Annotated in this window: 12 protein-coding genes; 2 read left to right on the top strand and 10 right to left on the bottom strand. The window is 57.1% G+C overall.

All coding sequences use genetic code 11. From position 1 onward, the window contains the following. Positions 1-31: 31 nt before the first annotated feature. The 9 genes from ACP7E4_RS19395 to tssA all read right to left on the bottom strand — a co-directional run bounded on the left by ACP7E4_RS19395 (position 32) and on the right by tssA (position 12,915). A complete protein-coding gene (locus ACP7E4_RS19395; protein WP_426117084.1) occupies positions 32-2,743 on the bottom strand; it encodes a DUF2169 domain-containing protein in 2,712 nt (903 codons plus the stop codon). Then, positions 2,733-5,435, bottom strand: a complete 2,703-nt coding sequence (gene tssH / locus ACP7E4_RS19400) for a type VI secretion system ATPase TssH (RefSeq protein WP_426117086.1) — start codon at positions 5,433-5,435, stop codon at positions 2,733-2,735. The genes ACP7E4_RS19395 and tssH overlap by 11 nt, the downstream gene beginning before the upstream one ends. Beyond that, entirely contained in the window at positions 5,432-6,442 is a 1,011-nt protein-coding gene (tssG, locus tag ACP7E4_RS19405) for a type VI secretion system baseplate subunit TssG (RefSeq protein WP_426117088.1), read from the bottom strand. Before tssG ends, tssH begins: the two co-directional genes overlap by 4 nt. Next, on the bottom strand, positions 6,406-8,121 hold the full coding sequence (gene tssF / locus ACP7E4_RS19410) for a type VI secretion system baseplate subunit TssF (protein WP_426117090.1): 1,716 nt from the start codon (positions 8,119-8,121) through the stop codon (positions 6,406-6,408). Before tssF ends, tssG begins: the two co-directional genes overlap by 37 nt. Positions 8,122-8,124: 3 nt before the next feature. After that, entirely contained in the window at positions 8,125-8,544 is a 420-nt protein-coding gene (tssE, locus tag ACP7E4_RS19415) for a type VI secretion system baseplate subunit TssE (RefSeq protein WP_426117092.1), read from the bottom strand. Positions 8,545-8,615: 71 nt separating this feature from the next. After that, on the bottom strand, positions 8,616-9,104 hold the full coding sequence (locus tag ACP7E4_RS19420; protein ID WP_056841817.1) for an Hcp family type VI secretion system effector: 489 nt from the start codon (positions 9,102-9,104) through the stop codon (positions 8,616-8,618). 158 nt (positions 9,105-9,262) lie between these two features. After that, a complete protein-coding gene (gene tssC, locus ACP7E4_RS19425; RefSeq protein ID WP_426117095.1) occupies positions 9,263-10,747 on the bottom strand; it encodes a type VI secretion system contractile sheath large subunit in 1,485 nt (494 codons plus the stop codon). A 3-nt stretch (positions 10,748-10,750) separates the two neighbouring features. Then, complete coding sequence (tssB, locus tag ACP7E4_RS19430; protein WP_426117097.1) at positions 10,751-11,248, bottom strand: type VI secretion system contractile sheath small subunit; 498 nt, start codon at positions 11,246-11,248, stop codon at positions 10,751-10,753. Between the two features lie 98 nt (positions 11,249-11,346). After that, the gene (tssA, locus tag ACP7E4_RS19435) at positions 11,347-12,915 is read right to left on the bottom strand and encodes a type VI secretion system protein TssA (RefSeq protein ID WP_426117099.1); all 1,569 of its coding nucleotides are present in this window, start codon (positions 12,913-12,915) and stop codon (positions 11,347-11,349) included. A gap of 455 nt (positions 12,916-13,370) precedes the next feature. Here tssA and ACP7E4_RS19440 point away from each other — a divergent pair, with 455 nt between their 5' ends. Then, positions 13,371-14,387 carry a helix-turn-helix transcriptional regulator gene (locus ACP7E4_RS19440; RefSeq protein ID WP_426117101.1) on the top strand — a complete coding sequence of 339 codons (1,017 nt, stop codon included), beginning with the start codon at positions 13,371-13,373 and terminating at the stop codon, positions 14,385-14,387. Here ACP7E4_RS19440 and ACP7E4_RS19445 read toward each other — a convergent pair. After that, positions 14,382-15,686, bottom strand: a complete 1,305-nt coding sequence (locus ACP7E4_RS19445) for an MFS transporter (protein ID WP_426117103.1) — start codon at positions 15,684-15,686, stop codon at positions 14,382-14,384. The two genes, ACP7E4_RS19440 and ACP7E4_RS19445, sit on opposite strands and share 6 nt — an antisense overlap. 272 nt (positions 15,687-15,958) lie before the next feature. On the opposite strand from ACP7E4_RS19445, the gene ACP7E4_RS19450 reads away from it, so the two are divergent. Further along, positions 15,959-16,120 carry a hypothetical protein gene (locus ACP7E4_RS19450; protein WP_426117105.1) on the top strand — a complete coding sequence of 54 codons (162 nt, stop codon included), beginning with the start codon at positions 15,959-15,961 and terminating at the stop codon, positions 16,118-16,120. Positions 16,121-16,150: the final 30 nt, after the last annotated feature.

Here is a 16,150-nt window from a genome sequence, read left to right on the forward strand (position 1 = left end):
CGCACTGACTGTTGCAGAAAAAACGATATCTTCAAGCATGTTCCAGATCCTCAACCAATCGGCAACGCGTCATCAGAGCGCCCTGGGTTTGAACACTGACGCCCTTCACACCTTCACTGTTGACCCCATGCAAATTGCTGCCACTCAGATTCGCAGCGTCCAGCCTGACTTTGCGCAATCGGGCCTCAAACAGATTCGCGCCGATCCACTTGGCGCGGCTTAAATCGCTGGCGGTAAAGTCCGCCCCGCTGGCATTCAGGTGGTAACCATCGCTATCACTCAAGTCGCAGTGCGAGACCAGAGCCCCCTTCAAACAGGCACCGCGCAAACTGGCAGACTGCAGTTGCGCCTGTTGCAGGCTGGCACCGGTCATGTCTGCGCCATCAAGACGAACGCCGGGCAATCGGCACGTCAGGTCCAGGCGCCATTGCTGCAAGCGAGCATTGCTCAAGTCGACGCCGTGCCCTTGGCTGTCAGACCAATCGGCGCTGTGTAGATCGGCACCGCGAAAGTCCACGTTATCGAGTTGGCACGCGTGCAACTCGATATCGCGCAGCTGACTGGTCGATAATGCTGAGCCGCTCAGATCGCAATGTTGCCAGCGAACACCCGTCCATTTCGCCGCAACCAACTGGGCGCCCAAAAAACGGCAGGCGTCGAAGTAACCCTGGAAACATTCGCTGCTGTTAAGGTCAGCCGCAGAAAAGTCAGTGTCGGCGATCCAGGCATTGTCGAAGTTGGCCTGCCGTGCCTTGATTTGCTGTAAGTCGCAGCGCTCGAAAAACGTGCCGGCCAACATCGTCTGCTCAATATTGGCACTGCTCAGGTCGCATCCGATAAACCGCGTGCCGCTCAGGTTCGCGGCGCTTAAAAGTGCGCCCTTGAAGCTGCAGGTCTCGAATGAACAGTTTTTGAATACCCCCGAGCGCAAATCGATACCGTCAAGATTCAAGTTGACCAGGCGCTCGTCATCCAGGCCCCGTTGTTCGTCATGGGCAGCCTGCAACAACTCCCGCGTCCAGTCAGGTTGCGGTGCCGGTGGCAGGCTTTCAAAAATGGCGGGATCGAACCCGGCCAGTTTTTTCCCCAGCTCAGCGGCTTCCTCCTCCAGGCGAGCGATCTGCTCCGGGATCAGCGCATTGATTGCTTCTATATCGGCTTGTATGGCTGCTGCATGCGCAGGTGACAAAGGCTCGTTGAACAGCGGTGAACGCGGCGACAGGTCTTCGCCCATTTGCGCTTTGGCTTGCTCGACTATCTCCGGTGGCAGGGCTTCCAGTTTTTGCGTGAGTTCCTGCAATTCTTGCTCTAGCGCCTCCTGCAAGCGTGCGGTACTGGTCTCGATCTGACTCAGAACCGCAGGGCCGTCAACGGGTGCTGCGCTGGCTGGCGACTCAAGGAACGCTAATTCTCCGCGCTCGGCGGCCAGGCTGGCGTAATCGGCATCCAGCGCCTTTTTCATCGGTTCAACCAGCGCAGCAAGGTCGGTCTGCAGGTTGCCCAGTTCTGCGGGGCTCATCGTCGCCCCTGCATCCACTACCAGGGTGTCCAACTCTGCGGACAGGCTTGCGTGCTCAGCATCAATCTGCGCAAAAAATGCGGCGGGGTCAGCCATGAAGAACGCCAGAGCGGCTTGCATGTCAGGCGCCAGTGCTGCTGCGTCATCGTGTTGAGGTATCGGCTCCTCCTCGGCAGCGGCGGCCTCGGCGCCGGGCTGCGACCACAGCTCGGCGTCCCAATGCGCCTTTGACTGAACGGCTTCACCGGCGCGTTCGCACACCGCCGCGACACCGACCAGATCATCACCATCGATATCAAGAACAGCGACCTGAGCCCGATACAGGAGCAGGACCCGCTCCGCATCCGGGAATAGCCAGACCGTATCCAGATCCAGCGAGGACTCGTCAATGAACGGATTGTGCCCAGCGCTGCTGACGCTATCGAGCGCCTGACGTGCGACGAACAAGCGAAGGCGAAATCCGGGCAGGTAGCCGGCGACTTCAGCCTTCTCGGGGTGCATACCCGCCACCGCCCAGGCTTCACTGCCCGACCAGAAGCCAACACGGCATTGATCTTGGGCAACCTCATCAAACCAGCGCAGATCAGTGTCCAGCGGCGCAAAAGGCGCACGTCGTTTCAACCAGGCATTGTCGCAAGTGCCGAGGAAGTTTTGCCGTTCGGTAGATTGAGGGAGCAGCGGCCCAAAGCTTGCGACAGGTACCTGTTCTCCGGGCGCACGCAAGGGCGTTACCGAACTCTCGATCTGCGGCAATGCCAGGCCTTGAGCCCGGTCGGTATTGATCGCGTAGCCGATGCCCTGGGGATTGTCCGGGCTGCCCTCGCCGCCATAAGCCAGACCCAGTTCCAGCGGCAAGACCGACAGCACGCCGCATACCTGTGGGTTCCAACCCAACATCCCCTTATGCCACTGACGCGGTGGATGGATGTGCAAGACCTTTTCCAGCGTACTTATTTGCGCACGCACCGCCATGCCTTGCTGCTGTGCAGGGTTCAATGCATAGGCATTGCCCTGGACAGCGAAGGTGCCACGGCTTTTTTTCATGCCACGGTCAAAGGGTTGTTTATCAAAACGCTCAGCCAGCCAGGCCTGGGTCTCTGCTGCGGGCACGATGACGTGGTCGGCACCGTAAAGCACGCCCACGGTGACGACTATGCAGGGACCGTGGGCGTCCCGATATCGGGCCACCGACAGCGAGCTGACATGCTCATCGTTAAGCCGCATCGGTGCGCCCGTCCAGTGCAACACTGCTGATCAGCCACTCACCCGACACATCCACCGCTACCCGCAACTCCGCCAGCGGCCGCTGATCGGCAATGGCCCCCAGCAACACGTCAGACAGACGCGGCGTCAGGCTTTTACGCAGGATGAAATCGATGTTACGTGCCCCGCTCTCCACTTCCGTGCAGCGTGCGGCAATCACGTCGGCGACTTCGTCTGCAAAGGTCAGGCGCACTTTCGATGAAGCCAACAGCCGCTCGCTGAGCCGGGCCAGTTTCAGGCGCACGATACCGGCCAGCTGCTCACCGCCCAGGGTGAAGAACGGCACGATGGTCATGCGTGCCAGTAATGCAGGCTTGAAATGCCTGGAAAGCGTCGGGCGGATTTTTTCCGCAAGGGTGTCTGGGTCCGGGCGACCGTCAGCGCACAGGTTCTGGATTTCGTCGGTGGCCAGGTTGCTGGTCAACAGCACCACAGTGTTGGAGAAATCGATCTGTCGCCCTTCGCCATCGGACAGGCTGCCCTTGTCGAAGACCTGGTAGAAAATGTTCACCACGTCCAGGTGGGCTTTCTCGACCTCATCGAGCAGCACCACCGAATAAGGGCGCTTGCGGACCGCTTCGGTCAACATGCCGCCTTCACCGAAACCGACATAACCGGCAGGCGAACCTACCAGACGGCTGACGGTGTGCTTTTCCTGATACTCGCTCATGTTCACCGAGATCATCGCTTGCTCGCCGCCGAACAAGTGCTCGGCCACGGCCAGGGCGGTTTCGGTTTTGCCGACACCCGAGGGGCCGACCAGCAGAAACACGCCCAGCGGCTGTTGCGGATCACGCAGGCCGGATTGCGCGGCCTTGAGGATTTCAGCGATTTGCTCGACGGCGGTATCCTGACCGCGAATCCGCGTCTTGATGTTGGTGGCCAGGGCCATTACACCACCGGCAGCGTCACGCAGTACTTTGCCCAGCGGCACGCCGGTCCAGTCAGAGACCACCTTGGCGATGGCGTCAGGATTAACCTCGGTGAACAGCAACGGCTCGTCGCCTTGCAGAATTGCCAGCGCCTGGCGAGCCGACTCCAGTTCCGCTTGACGGTCGGTCAGCGAAGCCAGAACCTGAGCCGTTTCGCCCTCGGCGGGCACGGGCAGATCTTCTTCTTTCAAGGCCACTTGCTTGCGAGCCTCCAGAACCCGCACTGCGGCCTCGCGCTCGGCAAGCCAGCGGGTTTCCAGCGTCACACGGCGATCTTCGATACTCGCCTGTTCATCGGCAATATCAGCCAGACGCTGCACCTCCACCGGGAAGCCGTTGTTGCGATCACGTTTCAGCGCTGCCAGTTCGCGGGCCAGACCGGACAACTGGCGCTCCATGCGTTCCAGTTCGGCAGGCTTGATACCCAGGCCAATCCGCACGCGGGCGCTGGCGGTGTCGAGCAGGTCCACGGCCTTGTCCGGCAGCAGACGCCCGGTGATGTAGCGATCCGACAACTCGGCTGCAGCGACGATGGCGTCATCACGCACGCTGACGCCGTGAACTTTTTCGTAATGCCCCTTGAGGCCACGCAAAATCAGTACCGCAGTCTTGACGCTCGGCTCATCAAGCTTCACCAACTGGAAGCGGCGCGCCAGGGCCGGGTCTTTTTCAAAATACTTTTTATATTCCGACCAGGTGGTGGCGGCGATGGTGCGCAACTCGCCACGCGCCAGAGCCGGCTTGAGCAGGTTGGCCGCATCGGACCCGCCTGCTGCGCCGCCCGCGCCGATCAGCATGTGCGCTTCATCGATAAACAGAATGACCGGCGTGGCGGACGCCTTGATCTCCTCGATGACCCCGCGCAAACGGTTTTCAAACTCGCCCTTGACGCTGGCCCCGGCTTCCAGCGCACCCAGATCCAGGCTGAGCAGGCGGGTATTTTTGAGGAAGTCCGGCACTTCGTTCTGGCTGATCAGCAACGCCAGGCCTTCCACGACCGCCGACTTGCCCACACCCGGTTCGCCGACCGCGATGGGGTTATTTTTACGACGCCGGGCCAGGATGTCGATCATCTGGCGGATTTCATCATCACGCCCGAAAATCGGGTCGATGCGCCCTGCCGCAGCCTTGGCGGTGAGGTCTTCGCAAAAGCGCGCGATATTGTCTTCAGCTGCCGCTGCAACACCGCCAGCGTTAGCGACCGTCGAAGCCGTCGAGCCAACGTGCAGGCTGTCCAGTGGGCCTTCGCTGGAACCGTTCAGCAGTTGAGTGAATTCAGCGGTCAGGGCGTCGGTTGAGATCGGCTTGAGCATCTCGCCGTACCGAGTCCCGGCGGTGTAATAGCCCAGGCGCGAGACCAGCGCCAGCAGCAACGAGCCACCGCGAATGCGCCCGGTGCCGACCACCAGCGAGGCGACGAGCCAGGCATCCTGAATCAACTCGGTGAGCAGGCTGGCGAACACCGGACGACCAGGATTACCGTTCTTGAGTTGAGTCAGACCGTCGTCAAGCAGCGCCCGCAGGCGCAACGGATCAATCTCGAAGCGGGTCAGGATGCGGGTGACGTCAGCATTCGTATCGTCCAGCAATTGACGCAGCAAATGCTCAACGGAGATCTCGTAGTGAGTGCGTGCCAGGGTCAGCCCTGCCGCATTCTCCAGGGCTTTGGTGCCATATACATTGAGCCGCGCGAACAGCGGTTTGAGTTCTACCTGAATCATTGCAACATCCTCACTTCGGGCGTCGAGCCGTTTGCAGCGGTTAACATGAATACAACGTCGTCTTGCACAGTCCGGTCGCCTAGCCAGGTATCCAACCCCAGACTTTGCCAGCCGTTGCCCAGCGTCGCGCCGTGTTGTTCTTGCCGGTCAAGACTGACAACCAGGCGCAAGCGCAGCGGGGTCTGCATATAGAGATGACCTAATTTCTCAAGCCGGCCATACATCGCCTGGCCTGGTAATAACTGGTTGAAGCGGGCTGCGCTGACCGGCCCCACCCGAATATCCAGGGTGCCGCTGCGGTCCAGCATTTCCCTGCCGAGCAGGCTGTTTTCCCCGAGTACCCCACACTGCATTCCCAGGTAGGTGCGTGCGGGACGATCAATGCGCAATCGGGTTTCGACACAGGGCACCACCTCGACTGGATCGCCATCGAGCGCAGAGCGCATCAACTGCTGTAACCCCAACGCCGAGCGCGGGTACTGGTTGAACAGCCCAGCGAAACGGAGCAGTTCCAGGCTGTCGTCGCGCACTCCGGGCCTGGCATCAGCCACCCCGATCAGAGCCTGCAAATGCCGCAGGCTATTTAGCTCGCCACGCTCATTGATGCTGATCCAGACCCGATGCTTCTCCCACGCCCTGAAGAGCAGCGGATAGAGCGAGGCATGCAAGATGTCGATGAAGTCACGGCCAGCGCTATGCCCCTGCTGCTGCTCGTCGATCAAGTCTTCTGTGTAAAAAGTCGGCAGCGGTGATGTCACCCCATACAGGCCAAAAAAGTTGGCCTCCAGGCGATAGCGCCCCTGCTCATCAAGCTCAATGTTTTCGATATCGCGTTGCGGGAAACCGAGCCCCAGCCGCGGCCGAACGCGCACGCTGTCGGCGAATGCCTTTTTGTCACTGAAGCGCATCCGTAACAGGCGCAATGCCTGGAAAAATGCGTAATCGCGTGCCTGGCTGAGCAGAGGATCTGCTACAGCAGGCGCTGATACCCGATCTTCGCTGGCCATTTCAAGGTCTCGTGATTAATGCTGTCGTGCAGCGTGAAAGCAGTAAAGCTATTGGCAGCCGTACAGCCCGCGAAGAACTCGTCGAGTACACATCCGAACAGGTAAACATTGCCCGGGCTGAGGAAGTGATTGCCTCGGCAATCCACCTGGATCACGCTGCCTTCAATCGGAAGTCCACGAATAAAGCGGCGTTCCTGGGTCACCGTTACCCGCTCAATGGATTCGATACGCTGGCGATTTGCGTTCTGCGCAGCGTCCGAGTCACCCGGCAAATAGAGAGCAAGCAGCCCGCACAGGTAGTCCCGATCCGCCAGTCGAAAGTGGTTGGCGTTAAGTTGCGAGAGCACTCGCCATAGCAACGTCTCATCGAACTTCGGCGGTTGCGCGCGCGTGACGGCGCGAATATTGGCGAACGTGGCACGGGGGGGCGAACTGTCAGTCGGATGGTTCAGATCCCCAAGGCGCATGCTTTCCGGAAGCTGACCATTGGTGCATAACAGGCTGATGGAGAGGGTCATGTCCTCCAGCACCTTGCCATTGCCGTAAGGCAGACTCAGGTGATGCTCGTACCCCTGGGCATCAATATTCGACTGGCGAATGCGCAGCGTGAATGCTTCGTTTTGCGAGAATGAATTGAACGGCTTCAGCGTGCGCTCCCCTCCCCCAGCGGAGTAACCGGACACCTTGAGCACCGAGTGGATCCTCATGGCACCGCGCTGGCTATGGTCAACCGGCTGGATCCTGTAGTCGGGCTGCTTGTGATCGATGCGCAGAGGATGAGCCTCTTGCGCAAACAGATTGATCACCGGCGTCACGCCGAGCATGAAGCTGTTTTGCGTCAGGGGTGGCGTCCAGTCGGGCAAATCGTCAAACATCAAGCGCACGCTGAAGCGCCCTTGATTGCCACGGTTACGCCACTGCCTAAAACCAGAAAGCTCGACGAACAGAAACTTCTCGGGTAGCGCAAAGTATTCCTGGATGCACCGATACGCCGGATGCGCGTTATCCGGATAGGGTAATAGCGGGTGCTGAGTGTCGAACCCCAAGCTGCGCAAATGACTGGACGCCAACACGGTCAGCGGCAGCGCCGGTGCACTGATGCGAATTTCACGCAAATTAAGCTGCAACAATCTCAGCAGTTTTCCCGCGTCCGCCAGGCCGTCACCCAGGTAAAAGCACAGGCTGTCGGCTTCCCAGGCGTCGGGCTTGGCAGACGTAAAGGCAAACTCCAGCAAGATGCTGCGCTCTTTGCCGTTGCCGCCCTCCCATTGAGCGGCGATGAGCTGCAGAGGCTCCAAGGATACCGGCTGGGAGCTGCGAAATACGACACGCTGGCCATCGATGGGGACCGAGGCAACCTCGCTGCCGACCGGGACTCTCATGACGTCCTGCAAGGCAACGCCAGGCTTGTACTGCAACAATGTCATGCAAGGCAGCGGCTGCAGAAACTGCGGATACAGCAGTTGAGCCAGTTCCTGGATGAACTCAGGAAATTCATCGTCGAGTCGTTGACGGACCATGCCGGTAAGGAACGCGACCCCTTCGAGCAAGCGCTCGACGTCGGGATCACTGGCCGAGTCCACACCCAACAGAGGGGCGAGTGCCGGGTTCTTGCGGGCGAACTCGTCGGCCAGCCGCCGTAGGTTGTTGAGCTCACTCTGGTAATGACTGCTGAGCATAAATTAGTGCATCGCCAAGGAAACACGACCGTCGGATGAAACCCGCGTGGCCAAATGAATAGGGATGTCTTGATCATCAATCTCGACCAGTCCGTCCAGACTGAAACTCAAGGACAGAACTTCCTGATGACCTTCGCTGATTTCAATCCGTGGCGATTTGAGGCGCGGCTCGTAGTGAGCAATCATTCGAGTCATGTTCTTGATGATCTGGCTGGTTTCGCCGGTGGCGAATGAACCTGCCAGATTGGTGAAATCGGGCACACCAAACTCAGGGTCAATAGGGACACTGCCCTGGCGGGTGTTAAGAATGCGTTGAAGATGTTCACGTATAGACAGCGTCAGAACCTGCGCCTGGGTTAGCCGTGACCGCTCACTGTCGGTCTGTAGACCCACGATGCGCTCCAACAAACGTTTTTCTCTCACGGCTTTGTTTCCTCAGGGGCCTGAAAAACGCCGCCCTGTTCAGGAGCGGCGCGACACTTGCAGCGCGCTACTTACGCCTTCGGCGCCAGCCACGAATCTTCGGCTTCGATGCCGTCCGGCACCCAGGTCCAGACGATTTTTTCGTAAGTGATGCCGATGTCTTCCATATGGCCCATTTGTTTGAACTCAGGGCTCAATACGTTAGGCACCCACGTGCGCGAGGAGACCAGCACCGCGTTGCTCAGGGTGATGGTGTAGTACTTCTCCTCAGTGCCTTTAGGCGAGATGCGATAGAACTCAAGTACGACGGTTTTGAGTTGTTCGCCAGAGGTGAGGGCTTGCAGCAGTTTGGGTGACGCCTTGTCGATTTCCTTGGTCAGGGTCATGCCCTGATGCACACGTTTGCCGGCTGGCAGGCCGGTTTGCGGGTTTTTCGGAATGTCGATCAAGTGCTCTACAGCCTGAACCAGGATCTTGGCTTCATGACCGGCAACTGTGCTGGAGCCGTCAATTTTGCCTTGGTTATGGCCTTCGATACTCAAGTAACATGGCATTGGCATAACAGGTACTCCGGGTTAAATCAGTGAGTTTTCAAACAGCGATCAGAACCTCTGGCCCTGGCTCGCTGCGTTGAATCCATCGTAGGGAATTGCCGAGTCAATCACCCTCGGGTGAACACCTGAATGGGTGCTGTCAAGGCACCTATTCGTTATCCAAATCAGCTCTTGTCGAGCTTGCCTACCAGCGAAAGCGTGAAAGAAGCGCCCATGTACTTGAAGTGCGGACGAACCTTCAAACCGACGCGGTACCAGCCTGGATCCCCTTCAACATCACTGACGGTAATATCTGCCTGACGCAATGGACGGCGGCTGCGCACACCGGCTGCCGGGTTGTCCATGTCAGCCACGTATTGGCGAATCCAGGTGTTGAGCTCCGACTCCAGGTCGCCCCGCTCTTTCCAGGTGCCGATGTTTTCTCGCTGGATGACTTTGATGTAGTGCGCCAGGCGACTGACCACAAAGATGTATGGCAGCTGGGTGCCGAGTTTGTAGTTGAGTTCGGCCTCTTTGCCTTCCTTGTCATTGCCAAAGTACTTGGGTTTCTGGCACGAGTTGGCAGAGAAGAACGCCGCGTTATCAGTGTTCTTGCGCATGGTCAGTGCGATAAAGCCCTGTTCAGCCAACTCGAATTCGCGACGCTCGGAAATAAGCACTTCAGTCGGGATCTTGGTCTGGGTTTCACCCATCGCTTCGTAGTTGTAGACAGGCAGATCGCCGACCGTACCGCCACCCTGCGGACCAATAACGTTGGCGCACCAGCGGTACTGGGCAAAGCTGTCGGACAGACGGCTGGCGAATGCAAACGCAGCATTACCCCAGAGAAAGTCCTTGTTCCCGCCACTGACGTTTTCGTTGTAGCGAAAGGTTTTTGCCGGAATCGTGTCTTCGCCATAAGGCGTGCGCAGCAGGAAGTGCGGCAACGTCAGGCCGACAAAGCGCGAATCGTCACTTTCGCGAAAGGCGTTCCATTTAGTGAACTGCGGGCCTTCAAAGACAGCTTGCAGGTCTTTGAGATTTGGCAGATCGGCAAAGTTGTCGATACCAAAAAACTGTGGACCTGCCGAAGCGATGAAAGGCGTGTGGGACATCGCTGAAATAGCGGCGACCGACTGCAGCAACTTCATGTCCTGCGGACCGGGGTTGAACTCGTAGTTACCAATGATCGAGCCGAATGGCTGACCACCGAACTGACCAAACTCAGCGGTGTACACCGCCTTGTACAGACCCGAACGAGTGATTTCCGGCGCATCTTCGAAATCTTCGAGGAGCTTTTCCTTGGAGACGCTGAGGATTTCCAGCTTGTTGTTCTCGCGGAAATCCGTACGGTCAACGAGGAACTTCAGCGAGCGCCAAGACGATTCAAGCTTCTGAAACTTCTCGTTGTGAATGATGGCGTCTACCTGACGGCAGAGCTTGGCATCGAGCGTGGCGATCATGTCGTCGATCAGACCGGCACTGACTTTTTCGGTCTGGCGCGCAGGTTCAAGCAGTTCAGTGACGAAGGCTTCCAGCCCTTGACGGGTGACGGCATAAGCTTCATCACCGGGCTTGACACGTGTGGCCTCTACCAACTGATCCAGCAGGGAAACCGACTCAACAGCTTGCCCTACGCCGCTCGTGGCCTGGCTTTTTTCTTCACTCATGGGTTACTCCTTGTCCTTGACGCCGAGCTCGGAGAGCAAACGCTCACGAGCACCGTTATCGTTCATCAGGGCCTGAAGTTGCTTGCGGAATTCAGGTAAATTGCCCATCGGGCCTTTCAAAGCCTTGAGCGAGTCGCGCAGGGCAATCAGCTGTTGCAATTCCGGAACCTGGGCAACAATCGCGTCAGGTTCGAAGTCGCGAATCGACTGGAAAGTCAACGAAACGGGTATCTGCTCATCCTCCGGCGCGTTTTCCGACAACCGATTGGGCACCGCCAGTTGCAGACTCAGGTTCTGCCCCTTGAGTACGTCGGTGAAGTTGTCCTTGTCGACGCGAATCGGCTTGATGTCTTCAACTGGCGTATCGTCTTCACGCAAAGTGAAATCGCCAATCACCAGTTGCTTCAAGGGCAGTTCAACCTGCTCTTGAGCGCCGCCTGTGTCAGAGCTGTAAACAATATTGACGCGCTCTTTTGGCGCGACCGAACCTTCACTAGCCATTCATTCCCACTCCTGTTACCGGGCACGCTCAACGCTGCCGTTGAAAAACTCATGGCACGGATATGCGCATGTCTGTCGGGCATTGCATGTGACTTGTTTCAATTGGTCTGCGGGCTGGCCAGGCGCCAGAACGCAGGCAAATCCATTGCGGCCAGTTGCTGCATCCATATCGCTTTGCCATCGCCGTCTTCAGAGCTCAAAGCCAGCTTCAGCAAGGGCAGCACAAGATCGGGCTCCCAGCGGTCCAACCTTCGCTCGGTGGCTTCTTGCAACAACACATCAACCGCCACTTGCAGCCGGGCATGGGGATCAAATCGTTTGAGCAAAAAACATTGGGCGCAGCGCAGACGAAACCGGTCTCGGCCGCTATTGACTTCACGCAGGTTGTCCTGCAGGCGGTTCATCGCATTGCTCAGTTGACCGTTGGCGGCCTCTTGGGCCGCTTCTTCAATCAGGGTTTGCACGGCATCAGCAGCACCTGAACGGGTAGCAGGCGCCAAGCCTTCGAGCCAACTGCGCGTCGCGCCATCGGCAAACGGTTGATTGTTGGCAAAAGTCAGTTCGGCGAGCGTCGGCAGACGCGCCAGCAAATGCCGGGTTTCCAGCGCGAGGCTTATAGCGGCCTGCACCGCTCCCGCGCCAAGGCGCGAGAGTGCCAAGTGACTGGCCCGATTGAGGTCCAGCCAGAATGGATAGGTGTTGAGTCGGCCCTCGCAAAAGCGCACGACATCCAATGGCTCGCCGATACTCTGCAAGCGATGGAAACTCTCGACCTCAACCTCGGAGGGCGCTGGCAAACGGGTTGTGGTGCCTTGTGCAGGCGGCGCCTGCTCGAACGTCATCCAGGCCAATTGGCGATTCAGGCGAAACAACAACGGCAGCGTTGCCTTGGACTCCAGACAAAAACCCACCAGAGGCATCAGCGAGGCGAACACACCGGTGACTGCATTTTCTACCGCTTCATCGCCTTCCAGGCTGCCCAAGGGCTGAGCAACTGCCAGTGTCGGCGGTTCCTTGCCGACCGGCGTTGCGGGCTTTATGACCGGTGCCTGAACCGGTTCAGGTTGTGCCGAAACCACCTCGGGTGAAGCAACCGTCGACACGATTGCCGCCTCTACAGGGAGCTGTGAAAGACGACGACGCAACGCAAAGAAGCTCGGCCCTTCTGAATCACGGTCACGCCACTGAGTGTCTATCGCGTCCCAGTCTTCAAGCAGCGCCGCCAATTGCTCACCGGGAACAGGCTCAAAGCTGTCCTCGATCTTGGCGGTGAGCCACTCAAGCATCCACTCTGCCTGGTTTCGTCGGGCACGCAGCCTGGCGGGAGGTGGCGTGAGGGTTTCCCAGTAGAGCTCAAGCATTTCGCGTAATACGTGCACGCCGGTGGCCAGGCCAGGTATGCCTCTGATTGTGGTCCAAGCACATAATAGCCAGACGGCAGCATTGATATCCTTACCCTCAGCGCGAAGAACATGAGCGCATGATTCGGCAACTGTGTGCCAATCAACTCCGGTATCGGCGTGAATATTGGTGAGTTTCTCAAGCTCAGCTTGCGCTAGTGCAAAAGCAGCGCTATCACGGGGATTAGCACCCGATGGGCTAGCCACACTAATCGCTAACGACCCTAATTCTTGATCCTGGTAACTCATACGTTTTTCCTGCCACATCACAACTACTCAGTACAACGTCATATGCGCAAAATGCCGTCGATGCATGTAACCTGAACAGGTGAGCCGTCTCCCGCATCAGTTGTATAACGATGATCTCTTTTCGCTATTGGCACTATCAGGTGAACACCTGAGTTGGTCGGACGTTTCACCAATTCCTGGCAATAAATCCTCGCTAAACTAAACGCGCTCCGTTACCTATTGCTGAAGAAATTTATCAGACGGCTACCGCATGGCTTGACCTTGCGTTGCAGTTTTTGAACTTTATTTAAACGTCACTGTATCCATAGCCGGACGCCCTAGACAGCACCACTGCATTCCCCGTACATTGCAAACAGGGCGATCGCACAAGGAGATAACCGCCGTCTTTCACGACTGGGCCAGGCACGGATTCACAGCCCCCCCGCCACAATCAATGAGTCACAAAACTTGATCGTCTGGTCAGCTGTTAACTTATGAATAAATCAACGCTCATTGAATCCTCAAGCCAAGCCCGTGCATCGCAGAGCCCCGATCATTTCGATGTCAGCGCTGAGCCCGCTGCCAATCAGTTGCTGGCATGGCGTCGTCGTGTCGGCCACGTGATCGACGTTCTCCCTTCATCCAGTGCAGTGAGCCTACCCTTCAACGCATCCATTGACCGTTACGCACTAGGTGACCGGGTTTTCAGCGATTGCGCCAGCGACCATCTGGTGCTTGATCGCCCGGTCTCGCGTATTTCCACGGACAACAAGCGGGACTACGTGTTTCAGGTGTACACCGAAGGCGGTATCGAATGCATTCGGGGGGCGGGTCTGGAAAGTCGAAATCCTGGCTTGGCAAGCATTATGGCCCTGGATTTGAATCAGCCGATACGCATGCACCGAAGTCGTTGCCGGGTCCTTACCTTTTTTGCGCCCCGCCAGATTGTTGAGCTAGCACTGCCCCATGCGGAATCCCTTCACGGCCGCGTCTTCGAAAGCACCAGCCCGCTGACCCGACTGATAGTCGAGCACGCAGCTGCGTTGGCAGGACGTGTCGCGAGTATGAGTGAACATGAAGCCAGCCAGGCATTCGACACCACAGTCCAGTTGATGCTTGGGGCCTTTGCCAAGCAGGCCAAACTCAGTGGCAGCGTAAGGGCTGCAGCACGCAGTGCAATTTTCGACCAAGCCAGACGCTACGTTAGAGAGAATCTCTATCAGCCTTGGTTAACGCCAGAAAGTGTGCTGGTCAAACTTCAACTTCCTCGCGCGACACTGTATCGGCTGTTTCAACATGAAGGCGGATTGGGGCGCTACATTATCAACTGCCGCTTACGTGAAGCCGCCGATGAAATCGTGCGTTATCCCAACAGACAGATTATTGAAATCGCCTACAGCCTGGGATTTAACAGCGCTTCAGACTTCACCCGAGCCTTCCGTCGACACTATGACATGTCCCCACAAGACCATCGTGTTTTGGCGCTGCAAAAAATAGGCAAAAAATTATAGTTTCTGGCCGATTGGCTTAACTGAGTCACTCTGACTTTCAATGGGGAACGCTTTCAATGCACACAAGCTGATCAGCATCGCGCTCAGCAAATACCATGCAGGCGCCATCGGACTATGCGTAACACTGATCAACCAAGTGACAAAAAACGGACTGAACGCGCCAAAAATAGTCACGCCCAAGCTGTAAACCAGCGACATGCCCATGCCACGACAATGTCGGGGAAATGACTCCATGATCATCACAGTAGTCACACCATTATTTCCCATCGCCACAACCGCATAAACGGCGATTATCAGAAGGGATAACCCTTCGCCGACACCCTCAGTCAAAGCAAGAAATACGGGATACACGGACCCGATACTGACGAGCATCGTCACATACTGAGTTGGTTTTCGCAGAGCATTACGATCTGCGATACGGGCGAATAAAGGTGCGGCGATGAATAGCATCGCACTCGCCAGGCACGATGAAAGCAGACTCATGGTGGGCGACATCCCGAGGTTTCGGGTCAGATAGGTGGGCATGTACAACACCATCAAATAAATGCTTGCCGTGGGTGAAGCCATTAGCAATATCCCGAGCAGAAGCGGGGAGCGATGCAGGTTAAGCAAAACTTTAAAAGACGGTCTCGGGACAACAGGCTGTACATTTTCAATCATATTCCGTCGAATCAACCAGCCGATCGGACCGATCAATAATCCCAAAATAAAAGGGATGCGCCAGCCCCAGGCCATTAACTGTTCGGGTGTCAGCAAAGAAGTGGTGCAAGCGCCTACTAGAGCACCTACCAACGCCGCCGCAGCCTGACTGGCAGAGCGCCAACTGACCAGATAGCAGCGTTTACCCGCTGGGGCCAACTCCATCAAGACCGCAGAAGCAACGCCAATCTCACCACCGGCAGCGAAACCCTGCAGCAAACGAGCGATGACGATTAGCAACGTGGCTGTAACGCCAATCGACTCATAGGTCGGCATGAATGCAATCAATGCTGTGCCTGAGGCCATCAGCAAATTGGACATATTCAGGCCTGCTTTGCGACCTTTGCTGTCCGCGATATGACCGATCACCAAAGCTCCCAATGGCCTCATGGTGAAACCGATGCCGAAAGTCAGCAACGACATAAGTAGAGAAGAGAGCGAACTGTCTGCTGGGAAAAAAAGTTTTCCTATGATCACGGCGGAGAAGCTGTAAACGGTGAAGTCGTATATCACCAGACCATTGCCAATCACGATCGCGAAGACGGTGGTTTTTGACTGCTTGGTGCCGGCAGAGAGATGAACGGCGCGAGGGGTCGGCATAGGCAGTAGGACGAGTGCTCAAGCATAGTTAGTCAGAGATTTGATGTGGGCGTTACTTAGGCATCTGTATTCGAAGACGGCAATGTCTTGATTGCCTCCCGACAAAACAGTTTCCGTTTTGAACCCCTCCCCCAAAAGGCCCATCACCTCACCAGCGAAAAGGGGTGTGAATCATTCCGAATGATCCCACAATACCATCATTTTAATATTCTTGGATTAGGATCTTATGTGCTCGAGAATCACGCCTTGCTTGAGTACAGCGGGTGCCACCTTTGCGGCAGCAACTGATCGATGTCACCGAGGCCGTCGACCAGAAGTACCTGAAGAAGGTTTCCCGCGAAATATGGAAGTACGATAACCAAGGTGGAAGCCGGTATCGGCTTCGTGTCACTCTCGAAAACGGCATCGTGGTCGGATGGGATAAGAAGGAATAGTCTGGCCTGGCACCCTGCAAGCGCTACCCG

Origin of the sequence: Pseudomonas sp. DSP3-2-3 (assembly GCF_049898225.1) — a bacterium.
GTDB lineage: Bacteria > Pseudomonadota > Gammaproteobacteria > Pseudomonadales > Pseudomonadaceae > Aquipseudomonas.

What these genes read in the sequence shown, in the direction of transcription:
- ACP7E4_RS19395 (WP_426117084.1), bottom strand. Translation starts at nt 2,743, where the DNA reads ATGCGGCTTAACGATGAGCATGTCAGCTCGCTGTCGGTGGCCCGATAT.
- tssH (WP_426117086.1), bottom strand. Translation starts at nt 5,435, where the DNA reads ATGATTCAGGTAGAACTCAAACCGCTGTTCGCGCGGCTCAATGTATAT.
- tssG (WP_426117088.1), bottom strand. Translation starts at nt 6,442, where the DNA reads ATGGCCAGCGAAGATCGGGTATCAGCGCCTGCTGTAGCAGATCCTCTG.
- tssF (WP_426117090.1), bottom strand. Translation starts at nt 8,121, where the DNA reads ATGCTCAGCAGTCATTACCAGAGTGAGCTCAACAACCTACGGCGGCTG.
- ACP7E4_RS19420 (WP_056841817.1), bottom strand. Translation starts at nt 9,104, where the DNA reads ATGCCAATGCCATGTTACTTGAGTATCGAAGGCCATAACCAAGGCAAA.
- tssC (WP_426117095.1), bottom strand. Translation starts at nt 10,747, where the DNA reads ATGAGTGAAGAAAAAAGCCAGGCCACGAGCGGCGTAGGGCAAGCTGTT.
- tssB (WP_426117097.1), bottom strand. Translation starts at nt 11,248, where the DNA reads ATGGCTAGTGAAGGTTCGGTCGCGCCAAAAGAGCGCGTCAATATTGTT.
- tssA (WP_426117099.1), bottom strand. Translation starts at nt 12,915, where the DNA reads ATGTGGCAGGAAAAACGTATGAGTTACCAGGATCAAGAATTAGGGTCG.
- ACP7E4_RS19440 (WP_426117101.1), top strand. Translation starts at nt 13,371, where the DNA reads ATGAATAAATCAACGCTCATTGAATCCTCAAGCCAAGCCCGTGCATCG.
- ACP7E4_RS19445 (WP_426117103.1), bottom strand. Translation starts at nt 15,686, where the DNA reads ATGCCGACCCCTCGCGCCGTTCATCTCTCTGCCGGCACCAAGCAGTCA.